We start from the raw sequence: 13,840 nt of genomic DNA on the forward strand, positions 1-13,840 counted from the left end.
CAAATGGCAAATTTCGGACAAAGGGCGAATTTCGGGCAGGCAGGCAAACTCACGCTAGCTATCATCATCGCAAACTGCGTGCTTTTCGTCCTAGCAAATTTAATCCCAAATTTGGGCGCGTATTTGGGGCTAAATTTGCTATTTTTTGACGGATTTTTTTGGCAAATTTTATCATCATTTTTCATGCACGCTGGAATTGCGCATTTGGCGATGAATATGGCTGTGTTGTATCAATTCGGCTCTATTTTAGAGCGATTTTTCGGTAGCGTTAAATTTACGATTTTATATTTTGGGCTTGGAATTTTTACGAATTTAATCTGTCTAATTTACATTTTTTGCGCTTACAAATTCATGGGACAAAATATAAATTTAATCGGCGCGAGTGGCGTAATCTGCGCACTTTTGGGCGTGATTTTGTGCTATGAGAGGCAAAATTTAAAAAGCGTTTTGGCTATGGTTGCACTTATTAGTTTTGCTCCACTTTTATTAGCTTCAAATGTGGCGTGGTATGCGCATTTGATAGGGTTTGGGGTAGGGTTTGGATTCGGCAAAATAGAGCAAAAATTTAAAATTTTGTAAAATTTTGTGTAAAATTATACGAAAAGGAAATTTATGAAACAAATTTATTTTATCAGACACGCCAAAGCCGAGACTTTCGCACAGACAGATTTCGAGCGCAAACTAAGCCAAAAGGGCGAAGACGACGCAGGCAGGCTAGGGGAGCTTTTGGCAAAAGAGGGGATAGTGCCTGATATCATCATCGCTAGCCCTGCCAAACGCGCATTAAAAACCGCCAAAATCATAGCCAAAAATATTGGCGCCAAAGATATTTTAAAAGAAAAAAAAGAGCTTTACGACATTAGCGCGCGAGAGCTGGCGGAGTTTGTGCGCATGCTCGATGAAAAATACAAAGTGGTTTTCATAGTAGGCCACAACCCCACAATCGGCGCAGTGTGCGAGTATTTCAGCAACTCAGTAATCGAAAAATTCCCAACTTGTGCGATTTTCGGACTAGAATTTGAAGCTGAAAATTTCGCCGAGATTAGCGAGCATAGCGGGAGAGTTTTGGTTTTTGACTATCCAAATTTGCATTTACAATAGATTTTGCAAGGGGAATTTTAAGGTATTTTGCAAAATTTAAACGCCAAAACGGCGTTTAAATTTATAAATTTTATCTCGCAACGCGGATTATTCCGCTGCGCCGAGCGTTCGCTCTCTTTTGTCGATACTTATCTGTCCGGCGTAGAGATTGCGGTATTGCGCGTGTAGGTTGTATCCGTCGAAATCGTCGTCCTTATAGACGGCCTTGTAAAGATCGATTGCCTTTTTTATCCTGAAATGTAGGCTGTCGCGCGGATACTTGACATCTTTACTATACATTTTGTTAAAAATATAATTCAGCAAGATAAACGCCTCTTTTCGCGTTAAATTTTGCTTGTTTTTGAAAAATTCTTTTTCGTCGAAAATCAACACGAAACCATAGTTAGGATCGGTGCTTGTCTCGGTTTCGTTGTAGTCAAATTTGACATAAATTTTCTCTTTGATTTGCACGAATTTCATTTCGTTAAAATCGAATTGAAAATAGTTCGGAACGCCCCTGAAATTCGAACGCCCACCAAATTGCTTTAAATATAAATTTTTGTTATCGCCGATTATTACAACATCGAAAAGCATATCAAACCTTTATCATATATATAATTCGTAATTTTAATAAATTTGGGTAAAAACTCGGTAAATTTGTAAGCCAAATTTCAAAATTTTCAATGAAATTTAAACTAAATTTTGCGCCAAATTTTCGCGATGATCGATACTCAAACACCCCACAAACACATTGCGATACTGCGCGTGCATGTTGAATTTATGGTCTTTTTCTTTGGTGAAATTATAAATTTTGTTTAAAAATTCAATCGTTTTTTTTATTTTTGCGTGCAGGCTGTCGCGCGGGTATTTGACATTTTTGTCATAAATTTTATCAAAAAGATAGCTTAGCATATAAAAAATCTCTTTTTTAGAAAGGTGAGTTTTGTTGTTTATAAAAAATTTATTATCCTCGAAAACGAGGTAAAATCCATAGTCCAAATCAGATTTGCAACCTGTGGATTTGATAGAAAGTTTGTTGTTTAGCTTGACGAAAGACATCGCAGAAAAGTCGAATTTTAGGTAGTGCGGAACGCCGTTTAGGTTCGAGCGACCAAACCGCTTTAAATATAAATTTTTCGTATCGCCAATTAAACTGATATCAAAAAGCATGTCAAACCTTTCTCATCTGATTGGTTTGGGCATTATAGCGCAATAAATTTAATATAAAATTAGAAGCGTGATTACATTTTGGGTTTATGTATTTTTAAATTTTATTTTTAGTATTGAAAACTGCAATTTTCATTTTTACTTTTATATCCAATCCCATTTATTTTAAAGTTCATCTTTTTCAATAATTGCTTGTAAAATCATAGTCTGGATTGCTTCGTCGCCTTGCTCCTCGCAATGACACGGATTATAGCGTTAGGTTATTTTAGCTCGTAGATTGCCACGCTCGTTACACTCGCTCGCAATGACACGGATTATAGCGTTTGGTTATTTTAGCTCGTAGATTGCCACGCTCGTTACACTCGCTCGCAATGACAAATCAGGGGAAATTTTCCGCTGTCGTTCGCTCGCAATGACAATGGAAAGCGTAAAATTTCAAATTTAAATCCACTTTGCCATGCGAGCATTGCTCGCTCGCGATGACAAATAGCGAAAAATAACTAAATTTGGATTATTTAAATTCAGCCGTGATTGTATCTGCGATGAATTTCGCGTGTTTTATGAAAAAAAAGTGATCCCCGTCAAGCGGGTAAAATTTGCTATTTTTGATGAGTGAGTGGATTTTCTCTCCGCTACTTAGAGCTGTGGCTGTATCGCTAATACCCCAAAAAATCAGCGTTTTTTCTGGTTTAATCTCGGCAAAAATCGGCTCGAAATCCTCGCGAATCACATTTTTTAGCGTCCCAAACATCTCTTCGCTCATACCAGAAGCGTCTTTGCTAGCAAAAAATCGCCAAAATTTTGCCAACCCAACATATTTTAGGCACTTAAAAACCGCGATTTTCGCCCTCACCTTCAAAGGCTTTGGCTCGATTATCCCAGCCGAGCTTAGCAAAATCAGCCTTTTTGGCGCAAGCAGAGTGGCGACCTTGCCACCAAAACTATGCCCCATAATGGCCTCTGGTGCGCCTCCAAGCGCAGTGATAAACTCTCTTATTATCCCGGCATAATCCTCGCTTGTAAGCGCGAATTTTGGTTGCGAGCTAGCGCCAAATCCGGGCAAATCCACGAAAACTAGCCTATAATTTGGGAAAAATTTCGCCTCGAAAACCCTCTGCATAAGCTCTTTTTTCGCGCCCCAGCCGTGCAAAACCAAAATATACGGCTCGACGCTTAAATTTTCGATTTCATAGCTGATTTTGTATTCATTGCCACCAAATTTTATGGTTTTACTAGCCATCTTGACCCTTTTTACCATAAATCGCTTTGAGTAGCTCGACTGCCTTTTCTAGGCGCTCGTATTCGCTCATGCTAAGCATTACGGCCTCAAATTTATTATTTTTGACAATCATAGCCTTTTTAATCTCTTGGCTATTTAGTTTTTTTAAAATTGAGCTAAAATTTCTCGCCATTTCCGTCGCTGTGTAAATTTCGTCTTTATTTAACATAAACAATCCTTATGTAAAATTTTACGCAAAATTTAGCGTAAAATTTTTAAATTTAGCTTATTTATTCGCTGAAATTTTTGTTATCAAATCATACGAAATCGGAATTTCCTTAGCCGCCGGAAGCGAAGTAGCTAGCTTGCTCAAAACCTCTGCAAAGTCGCTAAATAGGTAGTTTGCCATACTTCCTGGATTTGGATTTATCTCGTTTAGATACACTTCGTTATTTTGCACGAAAAAATCACACCTAATCAGCGCCCCCTCAAATCCACCGACATTATAAAGCTTGGCAAACGCGTCTTTCATCTTATCCTCGACTGACATACCGATTTGCGCCTCTTCGACCACGCCAGTGCGCGAAAAGTCAAGGTATTTTCTACCAAAATCCAAATATCCCTCTTTTTTCGGCTCTTCGATGAAGGAATACTCAATTTTGCCGTCGATTTTAGCCCCTGCTAGGTTGTATTCTTTGATATTTTCCATATATGGCTCGACGATTGCGCTATCATCTAGCTCATAGACCTTATCCATGCAGTAGTCAAACTCTTTTTCTGATTTTGCTATGCCAATACCGATACTAGAACCCAAATGAGCGGGTTTGATGATGACTGGGAAGTTGAAATTCGGCAAGCTGTTGCGATTGACGATTTCAAATGGCACGGTTTTTACACCTGCGATTTGCGCTAGGTATTTGGTTAAAATTTTGTTGTAGCTTAGCACGCTAGCCTCGATTCTAGGGCCGATATAAGGGATTGAGAAAAACTCAAAAAGGCTTGCGAATTTTCCATCCTCGCCGTCGCAACCATGGATCAAATTCACATAAACGCTCACTTCAAGCATGCTTTTTTTGCCAAACATACCCCCGCTCATATAAAATCCGCCGTTTGAGATATTTAGCTCTTTTGATTTTGTGTATTCGCCGTTTTTGAAATACACTGCGCGCATATTTTTCTCTTCGATTAAGAAAAATCTCCTATCTTTGTCGCAAAAAACAAACGCCAAATTCTCGCCCTTTAACGCGTCTTTGACCGCGATTGCAGAGATTATACTAATCTCGTGTTCGTAACTTTGACCACCAAAAACTATACCGTATTTCATTATTTCTCCTTGTAAATTTTAAATTTATGCTAGTTTTTTCAATGCCTCTTTGATCAAATCAGCCGTATTTGTGCTGACGCAATCAAGCAAAATTTTACTGATTCTATCGCGTTTGAAGCCTAAACTTTCAAGCGCGCTCATCGCCTCTGATTTATACACTTCGCTCTCGCCAAACTCCATTAATTTCGCGTCCCCTAGCTCGGCGATTATGCGCCTAGCTGTCTTTGGGCCGATTCCTGGCACGCTCGTTAGTAGCGCGCTATCGCCTGTGATAATCGCGCGAGAAAAGCTCTCTGCGCTAAGCGATGAGCACACAGCCATTGCCGTGCTAGCCCCTATTCCGCTTAGCTTGATTAGCATTTCAAACATATTTTTCTCTTTTGGCTCCAAAAATCCATAGAGCAAATTTGCGTCCTCTCTGATAATCTGAGTTATCAAAAATTCCACCTTCTCGCCCCGCTCTACCCTAGCGCCGCACCCTAGCGAAATCGCCACAGCATAACTTACACCACTAGCGCACTTTATCACGCATTTAGTGGGCTCTTTGTGCGTGATTATTCCTTCTAATCCTACTATCATTGAATTGCCTTTAAAATTTCATCAATTGCCAAATTTAACGCCGAATTTGTCGCGTTATAAATGCTTTGCGAGCTTGGATCTGGCACGAAAACTCGCTTTGTAATCACGCCAGATTTTATGCTTTGCACAGCGTTTAAAAACTCGTATCCAATCGTGATTTTAGCGTTATCGCCATCGACTTGAAGCGTGATAAGCGTGGTTTTTAGCCGCAAATCTCTCTCTTGTGGCACAAAAATCGGATTTAGCGCGCATGTCGAAAATGCCGCGTCGATTAGGGCTTTATAAAGCATTTCGCTTGGCATTGTTATGTATTTGGCATCACTTGCGTATCTCGTGCGAGATTTCCAATCCACGATTAAGATATCGCGTCTATCGACCAAATTTGTCGCAGTTACACTCTCGATATAGATATTTTTGCGTGAATTTGACTTCGCGGCGCAGTGTTTTTGGTCGTATTTAAGCTCATAATAAGTATATGGCTTAGCACTCTTTGCCAAACAGCCTCCCAGTAAAGCTCCCGCCAAAACTGCGATAAATGCGCATAAAATTTTTCTCATTTTCAGTCCTTTTTGGTATCTCTAAAAAAGAATTCATACGGATTTTCTTCTAGCCTAAACATCGCGCCTTGAAACTCTCTTAAAGCCTTGTTAAACTCGGTTAGTGTGGTTTTGGCCTCGTTTAGTGTAGGATCTAGTATGGCTTTGAGATTGTATTCGCCCCGCTCTACGCGCTTTGCCATAATCTGACTTGTTTTTTCGAGCGAATTTGAAAGGCGCGTCGCACTGCTGGCAAAAGCATTAAATTTATCCAAAATTTCGTCTAATTCGTGCTCTCTTTCGTTTAAATTCGTCATTAGGGTGTTGAAATTCGCCATTAATGCGTTTAGTTCGTTAAATTTCTTCTCATCGCTAAGTTCGGCGCTAAATTTATTAAGCGAAGTTAAAATTTCATCGACTTTTTTCATATTATCTTGCGATAAAAGCGAGTTGATTTTAAATATCATCTGCCCTACACTATCTGTGATAACTTCTGCTTTGGAGCCGATTTTATCAAGCAAAGTTTTATCTAGCTCGATGATTGGCCTTTCTTCATTTTCGCTAAATAGCTCGCCACTTCCCTTTGTGATATTTAAAAACGAAATTCCACTAATGCCTTGCGTTTCGACCTTGGCGATACTATCTCGCGAGATAGGGAGTTTGCTTTTAAGCGATACTTCGATTTCGATTATTGCATTTTCGATATCGACAAAATCTATTTTTTTGATGATTCCAGCATTTACGCCGATAAATTTGACATCTGAATTCTCGCGAATTCCAGTCGGAAGCTCTTTGGTGTGGATATAATACGATCTGTAAGTCTCCCTAGTATCGGTGCGAGTTAGCATCCACCACACAAAAGCTGTAAGCGCAAACACGCACGCCATAACAAATGCGCCCACGATTGTATATGAGGTTCTATTTTCCAAATTTTGCTCCTATTTCGCTCTCATTTTAAATAGCTCTTCAAGCGGGTTGTTTTCTAGCTTTTCGATTTCGCTCAAAGCCCCTTCGAAGATGATTTTTTTATTATCGACTATCAAAAATCTATCAAGTATATCAAAAATACTATCCACATCGTGCGTTACCATTACTACGGTTACGCCAAGATTATCTCTTAGCTCGCACACTAGCCTATCAAGGGCGCGTGAGCTAAGCGGATCGAGCCCCGAGTTTGGCTCGTCTAAAAATAAAATCTCAGGGCTTAATGCCAATGCCCTAGCGAGCGCAACACGCTTTTTCATACCGCCACTTAGCTCGTTTGGATTTAGCATTGCGCTCTCTTTTTTAAGGCCTACCTTTTGTATCCAAAACATAGCAAGCTCGTTAATCTCTTTGTCACTAAAATTTGAGTATTCGCGCAGTAGCACGCCTACATTTTCTAGCACATTCATCGAGCTATACAGCGCGCCGAATTGAAACATCACACCGCATTTTAGGCGAATTTCATTGCGCCTATCCTCACCCGCGCTCCAAATATCCTCACCAAAAATTTTAATCTCGCCGCTTTTTGGCTGGTTTAGGTAAATTAGCGTCTTCATTAGAGTGGTTTTTCCGCTTCCACTTCCGCCCAAAAAGCCGTAAATTTCAGCCTTTTTCACGCTAAAACTCACATTATCGTGCATTATGCGCGCACCATACGCTGTGGTTACATTTTTTGCGCTTATTATCTCGCTCACAGCCCAATCTCCGAGAAGAGTATCGCAAAAATCGCGTCTATGGCGATGACCCAAAATATCGCATTTACCACGCTGATTGTGGTGTATTCGCCGATACTTTGGGTATTTCCCTTGACCTCAAAGCCTCTCATACAGCCGATTATAGCGATAAATGCGCCAAAAAACGGAGCCTTTATCATACCGGCGAAAAAGTGGCGAATTTCGACATTTGATTTAAATCTATCCAAATAATCCAAAAATCCTATCTCCAAATACGCCTCGCAAACTATCATTTGAGCGAAAATACATATTGAATTTGCGATAAAAATAATAAATGGCATACAAATCACCATAGCCAAAATTCGTGGCATTGAGAGGAAATAAAACGGATCAAAGCCCATTGTTTTCATCGCGTCGATCTCTTCTGTGATTTTCATAACGCCAATTTGCGCTGTAAAGCTCGACGCAGAACGCCCAGCAATGACAATCGCTGCGATTAGCGGGGCAATCTCGCGCATGGTTAGAGCACCCATAATATCTATAATATAAATACTAGCCCCAAACTGCGATAGCATGTCTGCGCCAATGTAAGCTAGCACCACGCCGATTAAAAACGCGGTCAAAGCCACGATAAAAAGCGAGTCAATGCCGTTGTCTTTGATAAAATTTACGGTCTCTTTGAGGCGAAATTTGCGCGGGTGCAAAAATAGCGAAAATACTTTGCAAAAAAACTCGCCCAAAAATGTAGCTAGATTTACAATCCCAGCCCAGCCTGCGCAAAAATACAGCCCTATTTGAGCCAAAATCCCCATACCATGCACTTTTGGCATAAAATTATGGTCTATGCTCTCATCGCTAATAAATTCAAAAATTTTTTCTATTTTTGGATTTTGGCTCCTAAATTCCACGCTTTTGCCACGCATTAAATTTTTAATGCTGTAAGCCATGAAATAATCCAGCTTTTCGACATTTGAAAAATCTGCTACGAAATTGTCTAAATTTGATAGTGTTTTTTTAAGTAAATCAAGCTGTTTTTTTCCGCTTCGATATGTCCAGCTACCCTCAAATTTTAGGGTTTTGATGAAGTTTTGCGTATCGAGCGAAAATGGCAAATTTTGCAAAATATCCTCTTTCAAAATCAAAAAATAGGCGAAATTATATTATAATCTATCTTTTTATTTTATAAAATTTAACGAGGAATTATGTTTAGAGGGTTTTTTACAAACAGCGTCGGAACGCTCGCTTCTCGCATTTTGGGCTTTGTGCGCGATTTGCTGACGGCTTCAATTTTGGGTGCTGGTGTGTATAGCGATATATTTTTCGTGGCGTTTAAACTGCCAAATTTATTTAGACGACTTTTTGGTGAGGGTGCCTTTACGCAGGCGTTTTTGCCAAATTTTACCGCTTCGAAAAAAAAGGGGATTTTCGCAGCTTCCGTGCTGATTAGATTTTTTCTTTTTATTTTGTTTTTAACTGCGGTTGTATGGGTGTTTGCGCCGTTTTTTACTAAAATTTTAGCTTATGGTTTTTCGGACGAGCAAATCACCTTGGCAACGCCATTTGTGCGCATAAATTTCATATATCTAGCTTTTATTTTTATCGTTACGCTTTTTGCTTCGATGCTGCAATACCGCGATCATTTCGCCACTACGGCATTTTCTACCGCTTTATTAAATTTAGCTATGATTACTGCCTTGCTTTTGGCTCGCGGTAAAGATGAGCGAAGTATCGTTTTGTATCTATCTTGTGGCGTCGTAGCGGGCGGGTTTTTGCAGTTTTTGGTGCATGTGTATGCGCTGAAATTTACCGGAATGCTTAGAGTGCTATTGGGTGGATTTGCTAGGCTCAAAAACGGAGCCAAAGCGCAAACCAAAGGCTTTTATAACAACTTTTTTGCCGGGGTTGTAGGGGCTAGCGCTTTGCAACTTAGCTCATTTATAGATACATTTTTTGCTAGCTTTTTAGCCAGCGGAAGTATCAGCTATCTATACTACGCAAACCGCATTTTTCAGCTTCCGCTCGCACTTTTTGCGATCGCGCTTAGCACGGCGATTTTCCCGCGACTAACCAAACAAATCAAAACAAACAACCAAAAAGAGGCGCTAAATTTAATCGAGCGCGGATTTTACATGCTTTTGGCACTTTTGGCACTCTCCACAATCGGCGGAATCATGCTCTCGCACGAGATTACCAAAATTTTATTTGAGCGCGGAAATTTCACCGCCACTAACACAGCCCAATGCGCGGCTGTTTTGGCAGCGTATATGGTGGGACTGCTGCCGTTTGGGCTCTCGCGCATTTTTTCGCACTGGCTGTATGCGCACATGAAACAGAAGCTAAGTGCTAAAATTTCGCTTTGGTGCGTGTTTATAAATGTAGTTTTGTGTGCTATATTTTTTAAACCATTTGGGGCTGTGGGTTTGGCGCTTGCTAGCTCGATTACAGGGGGATTTTTGTTTGTTTTCAATCTCTATTTTTTTGGATTTAATAACTTTTTGGCTATAATCAAGGCTAAAAAAATCCTTCTAATTCTAGGGCTTTGCGCGCTTGAAATAGGAATTTTATATGTTTTAAAAGGTTTATATTATGGTAATTTATGATACTGCAAGTAAAAAAAAGGTTGAATTTATCCCGCTTAACGAAGATGAGATTAAAATTTATGTCTGCGGGCCGACTGTGTATGATGACGCGCATTTGGGGCATGCTAAAAGCGCGATTAGCTTTGATTTGCTTAGGCGCGCGCTAGAAGCGCAGGGCAAAAATGTAAAATTTGCTAGAAATTTCACCGATATCGACGACAAAATTTTAAAAAAAATGAGCGAGAGTGGAAAAACTCTAAGCGAGATTACAGAATTTTACACCAAGCGATATTTGGACGATATGGGTGCGCTAAATGTCCGTGACGCCGACATTTCGCCCAAAGCGACCGAAAATATTAATGAAATTTGCGCCCTTGTTTCAAATTTGCTAAATTTGGGCTATGCGTATGAAATACCAGGCGATGGGATTTACTTTGATACCACCAAAGATAGCGATTATTTAAGCCTTAGTGGCAAAAAAGCAGAGGATCAAAACAGCGAGTTTGCGCGCGTGGTTTCAAACGAGCAGAAAAAAAATGAAAAAGATTTCGCGCTGTGGAAATTCGACGAGGCGTGGTTTGAGGCGCCATTTGGGCGTGGCAGACCGGGCTGGCATAGCGAGTGTGTGGCGATGATTTTAGCCCATTTAGATAGCCATGATGCCGAATTTTGCATTGATATCCACGCTGGCGGGGCTGATTTGCTCTTCCCGCACCACGAAAACGAGGCCGCGCAGTGCAGATGTAGCGAGCATAGAGCCTTAGCTAAATACTGGATGCACAATGGCTTCGTGCAGGTAAATAACGAAAAAATGAGCAAAAGTCTAGGCAATAGCTTTTTTGTCAAAGACGCCCTAGCTCTGGTGCCTGGCGAGGCTTTGAGGTTTTATTTGATGAGTTCGCATTATAGGGCAAATTTCAACTACACAATCGATGATTTGCTCGCCTGCAAAAAACGCCTTGATAAAATTTACCGCCTTAAAAAAAGGGTAAATATGGCGCAAAATTTGCCTTGCGAGCAAGCCAAATTTAGGGGCAAAATTTTAGAGTTTTTAAATGATGATCTAAACACATCTGGCGCGCTTGCCTGTGTCGATGAAATGGTGTCTTGCGCAAATGAAGCACTCGATAAAAACCCAAAAGATAAGGCTTTAAAAGCGCAAATTTTAGCAAATTTAGAATTTGTCAAAAACACCCTTGGCGTGCTTTATATGGACGAGGTTAGCTATTTTCAATTTGGCGTAAGCGATGATGAAAGAGCTGAAATTTTGCGTCTAATCGAGCAAAGAAGCGAAGCTAAAAAGCAGAAAAATTTCGCCCTAGCCGATGAAATTCGCGCCAAACTTACAGCGATGAAAATCGAGATTATGGATACGCCAAATGGCACGATTTGGGAAAAAAGCGCGCAATAAGTAAATTTAAGGAAGAGTTTTGAACGATTTTAAGACAATTTTAAAAAGATTTAAACCATTTTTGATTGATTATAAAATCCAGTTTGCGCTAGCGTTTTTGGGTATGATTATGACCTCGCTTGCGACATCTGCGAGCGCGTATTTGGTAAAACCGGTGCTTGATTATATCTTTGTCGAGAAAAACACCCTCTATCTCTACCCGCTTGCGTTTGCGATTATAGCGGTGTTTGCGATGAAAAGTGCCGGCACATTTATCCAGACATACTACACTTCATTTATCGGGCAAGATACCGTGCGCAGACTGCGCGATTTGCTCGTATCAAAGCTAATTAGGCTAGATTTGAAATTTTTCAACACTCACAGCACTGGCGAGCTGATTTCTAGGACGATGAACGATATCGAGCGAATCCGCACGGTGGTTTCAAACATGATACCTGATTTTGTGACGCAAATCATCACTATTTTTGGGCTTCTTGGCGTGGTGATTTACAATAGCCCTAAGCTTTCGTTTTTTGCGCTCGTGGTCTTTCCGGCTGCGATTTATCCGCTATCGCGCCTAGCCAAACGCATGAAAAAGGTCTCGCGCCAGTCCCTTGAAAAGACCTCCGATATCACATCGGCTCTAAATCAAATTTTTACAAATATCGAAATCGTAAAGGCCAGCAACGCCCAAAATTTCGAGGTAAAACACTTCGAGGAAGAAAACTCAAAATTTTTCAAGCTAAATTTAAAGGCAATAATTACAAACTCACTCGTAAGCCCCGTAATGGAAATGCTTGGCGCACTTGGCGTGGCTGTGGTTATCATCGTAGGTGGCAAAGAGGTCATCGAAGGCAAGATGAGCATAGGAAGCTTTTTTAGCTTTTTAACCGCGCTTTTTATGGTCTATACGCCGATAAAAAAGGTCTCATCACTGCATAATAAAATGCAAGACGCCACGGCTGCTACTGAGCGGACTTTCGAGTTAATTGATTTAGAGCCAGCCATAATCGGCGGAAGCCTAAAAATGGGCGATATATCCACGCTCTCTTTCGAAAATGTCTCGCTTAGCTATGATGAAAAAATCGCGCTAAAAGATATAAATTTTAGCGTAAAAAAGGGGCAAATTTTAGCCCTTGTGGGAAATAGCGGCGGTGGCAAAAGCTCGGTGGTAAATCTCATAATGCGCTACTACGACGCCAAAAGCGGAAATATACTTTTTGACGGCAACGAGATTAGCGAATTTGACATCGCAAGCCTGAGGGATAATATCGGCTTTGTGAGCCAGCGAATTTATATTTTTAACGATACAATCGCTGCAAATGTCAGCTACGGTGCCGAATTTGACGAAGAGCGCGTCATAAATGCCCTGCGCCTTGCCAATGCTTATGAATTTGTCGCCAAGATGGAAGATGGCATAAACACGCTTTTAAGCGAGTTTGGCGCGAATCTCTCAGGCGGACAGCGCCAGCGCATAGCGATTGCGCGCGCGCTGTATAAAAACCCGCAAATTCTCATTTTCGACGAAGCCACGAGCGCGCTAGATAACGCCAGCGAAAAGGAAATCTCATCTGTCATAGAAAAGATAAAGGCCGATAAAATCGTAATTGTCATCGCTCACCGCTTATCCACTATCAAAAACGCCAGCCAAATCGCCGTGGTCAAAAACGGCGAGATTATCGCAATGGGCGATGATGAAACACTAAGCGCGAATTGCGATGAATACAGGATTTTAAAAGGTCTAGTGAAGGATTAAATTTCGCAAAATTTGCTGTCATTGCGAGAATTTTGCGCCCAATTTGTCATTGCGAGCTTTCGTAGAAAGCGAAGTAATCTACGAGCCAAAATTACCAAACGCTAAATTCGCTGTCATTGCAAGAATTTTGCGTTAGCAAAATTCGTGGCAATCTATGACTTTAAAATTTAAGGTCAGTATTTTTGTAAATTTATCGTTTATAAATTTCAAAACTCGTAGATTGCTTCGAATTTGCTATACAAATTCTCGCAATGACAGATTATGCAAATTTTGCTCACTATTGTCATTGCGAGCTTTCACAGAAAGCGAAGCAATCTACGAGTTGCTAAATTCGCTGTCATTGCGAGAAAACGAAGTTTTCGAAGCAATCCAGAAAAATGTAGAGCAAAATTCTACTTAAATTTAGCATTGAACGATTTTTTGAATTTAACCTGTGCCGTGAAATTCTCTGTAAGGGGGAAGGAGGCCCCAATTACTCTGCTTCGCTTCGCTCGCAAGAAATGCCGGCTGTCGCCATCGCTACGCTCATTTTGCGAGGTCGCTCCCCTTCCT

16 protein-coding genes are annotated in these 13,840 nt (G+C 40.6%); 6 read left to right on the top strand and 10 right to left on the bottom strand.

The annotated features are described in order from the left end of the window. The first annotated feature begins 3 nt into the window (after positions 1-3). The gene (locus PF027_RS04220; protein WP_270871835.1) at positions 4-579 is read left to right on the top strand and encodes a rhomboid family intramembrane serine protease; all 576 of its coding nucleotides are present in this window, start codon (positions 4-6) and stop codon (positions 577-579) included. A gap of 33 nt (positions 580-612) precedes the next feature. Next, positions 613-1,101, top strand: coding sequence for a SixA phosphatase family protein (locus tag PF027_RS04225; protein ID WP_270871834.1), 489 nt, complete (start codon positions 613-615; stop codon positions 1,099-1,101). Positions 1,102-1,188: 87 nt separating this feature from the next. Here PF027_RS04225 and PF027_RS04230 read toward each other — a convergent pair whose 3' ends face one another. From PF027_RS04230 to PF027_RS04275, 10 genes are all read right to left on the bottom strand, one after another. Then, positions 1,189-1,674 (bottom strand): hypothetical protein, encoded by a 486-nt coding sequence (locus PF027_RS04230; RefSeq protein ID WP_270871833.1) that lies wholly within the window; start codon positions 1,672-1,674, stop codon positions 1,189-1,191. 96 nt (positions 1,675-1,770) lie between these two features. Beyond that, the gene (locus PF027_RS04235) at positions 1,771-2,250 is read right to left on the bottom strand and encodes a hypothetical protein (RefSeq protein WP_270861685.1); all 480 of its coding nucleotides are present in this window, start codon (positions 2,248-2,250) and stop codon (positions 1,771-1,773) included. A 508-nt stretch (positions 2,251-2,758) separates the two neighbouring features. Beyond that, positions 2,759-3,487 carry an alpha/beta fold hydrolase gene (locus PF027_RS04240; protein ID WP_270871832.1) on the bottom strand — a complete coding sequence of 243 codons (729 nt, stop codon included), beginning with the start codon at positions 3,485-3,487 and terminating at the stop codon, positions 2,759-2,761. Further along, positions 3,480-3,701 (bottom strand): prevent-host-death protein, encoded by a 222-nt coding sequence (locus tag PF027_RS04245; protein WP_442867875.1) that lies wholly within the window; start codon positions 3,699-3,701, stop codon positions 3,480-3,482. Before PF027_RS04245 ends, PF027_RS04240 begins: the two co-directional genes overlap by 8 nt. 51 nt (positions 3,702-3,752) lie before the next feature. Beyond that, complete coding sequence (locus tag PF027_RS04250) at positions 3,753-4,790, bottom strand: D-alanine--D-alanine ligase (RefSeq protein WP_270871831.1); 1,038 nt, start codon at positions 4,788-4,790, stop codon at positions 3,753-3,755. Positions 4,791-4,814: 24 nt separating this feature from the next. Then, the gene (gene ruvA, locus PF027_RS04255) at positions 4,815-5,369 is read right to left on the bottom strand and encodes a Holliday junction branch migration protein RuvA (RefSeq protein ID WP_270861682.1); all 555 of its coding nucleotides are present in this window, start codon (positions 5,367-5,369) and stop codon (positions 4,815-4,817) included. Beyond that, positions 5,366-5,926: a hypothetical protein gene (locus PF027_RS04260; protein WP_270871830.1), complete on the bottom strand. Its 561-nt coding sequence runs from the start codon at positions 5,924-5,926 to the stop codon at positions 5,366-5,368. The genes ruvA and PF027_RS04260 overlap by 4 nt, the downstream gene beginning before the upstream one ends. Before the next feature lie 2 nt (positions 5,927-5,928). Next, complete coding sequence (locus PF027_RS04265; protein WP_270861680.1) at positions 5,929-6,834, bottom strand: MlaD family protein; 906 nt, start codon at positions 6,832-6,834, stop codon at positions 5,929-5,931. A gap of 9 nt (positions 6,835-6,843) precedes the next feature. Continuing rightward, positions 6,844-7,584, bottom strand: coding sequence for an ABC transporter ATP-binding protein (locus PF027_RS04270; protein ID WP_270861679.1), 741 nt, complete (start codon positions 7,582-7,584; stop codon positions 6,844-6,846). After that, a complete protein-coding gene (locus PF027_RS04275) occupies positions 7,581-8,684 on the bottom strand; it encodes an MlaE family ABC transporter permease (protein WP_270871829.1) in 1,104 nt (367 codons plus the stop codon). The genes PF027_RS04270 and PF027_RS04275 overlap by 4 nt, the downstream gene beginning before the upstream one ends. An 81-nt stretch (positions 8,685-8,765) precedes the next feature. Between PF027_RS04275 and murJ the strand changes: the two genes are divergently transcribed. The 4 genes from murJ (at position 8,766) to PF027_RS04295 (ending at position 13,688) form a co-directional block, all read left to right on the top strand. Further along, positions 8,766-10,163, top strand: a complete 1,398-nt coding sequence (gene murJ, locus PF027_RS04280; protein ID WP_270871828.1) for a murein biosynthesis integral membrane protein MurJ — start codon at positions 8,766-8,768, stop codon at positions 10,161-10,163. Beyond that, positions 10,150-11,553: a cysteine--tRNA ligase gene (cysS, locus tag PF027_RS04285; protein ID WP_270871827.1), complete on the top strand. Its 1,404-nt coding sequence runs from the start codon at positions 10,150-10,152 to the stop codon at positions 11,551-11,553. The genes murJ and cysS overlap by 14 nt, the downstream gene beginning before the upstream one ends. Before the next feature lie 19 nt (positions 11,554-11,572). After that, a complete protein-coding gene (locus tag PF027_RS04290; RefSeq protein WP_270871826.1) occupies positions 11,573-13,288 on the top strand; it encodes an ABC transporter ATP-binding protein in 1,716 nt (571 codons plus the stop codon). 154 nt (positions 13,289-13,442) lie between these two features. Further along, positions 13,443-13,688, top strand: coding sequence for a hypothetical protein (locus PF027_RS04295; protein ID WP_270877207.1), 246 nt, complete (start codon positions 13,443-13,445; stop codon positions 13,686-13,688). Positions 13,689-13,840 lie beyond the last annotated feature (152 nt).

The organism is Campylobacter sp. VBCF_01 NA2 (assembly GCF_027797205.1).
Classification (GTDB): Bacteria; Campylobacterota; Campylobacteria; order Campylobacterales; family Campylobacteraceae; genus Campylobacter_B.

Excerpts from the sequence above, each read along its gene's own strand:
- cysS (WP_270871827.1), top strand. The coding sequence starts at position 10,150 with ATGGTAATTTATGATACTGCAAGTAAAAAAAAGGTTGAATTTATCCCG.
- murJ (WP_270871828.1), top strand. The coding sequence starts at position 8,766 with ATGTTTAGAGGGTTTTTTACAAACAGCGTCGGAACGCTCGCTTCTCGC.
- PF027_RS04240 (WP_270871832.1), bottom strand. The coding sequence starts at position 3,487 with ATGGCTAGTAAAACCATAAAATTTGGTGGCAATGAATACAAAATCAGC.
- PF027_RS04225 (WP_270871834.1), top strand. The coding sequence starts at position 613 with ATGAAACAAATTTATTTTATCAGACACGCCAAAGCCGAGACTTTCGCA.
- PF027_RS04230 (WP_270871833.1), bottom strand. The coding sequence starts at position 1,674 with ATGCTTTTCGATGTTGTAATAATCGGCGATAACAAAAATTTATATTTA.
- PF027_RS04250 (WP_270871831.1), bottom strand. The coding sequence starts at position 4,790 with ATGAAATACGGTATAGTTTTTGGTGGTCAAAGTTACGAACACGAGATT.
- ruvA (WP_270861682.1), bottom strand. The coding sequence starts at position 5,369 with ATGATAGTAGGATTAGAAGGAATAATCACGCACAAAGAGCCCACTAAA.
- PF027_RS04235 (WP_270861685.1), bottom strand. The coding sequence starts at position 2,250 with ATGCTTTTTGATATCAGTTTAATTGGCGATACGAAAAATTTATATTTA.
- PF027_RS04220 (WP_270871835.1), top strand. The coding sequence starts at position 4 with ATGGCAAATTTCGGACAAAGGGCGAATTTCGGGCAGGCAGGCAAACTC.
- PF027_RS04260 (WP_270871830.1), bottom strand. The coding sequence starts at position 5,926 with ATGAGAAAAATTTTATGCGCATTTATCGCAGTTTTGGCGGGAGCTTTA.
- PF027_RS04295 (WP_270877207.1), top strand. The coding sequence starts at position 13,443 with ATGACTTTAAAATTTAAGGTCAGTATTTTTGTAAATTTATCGTTTATA.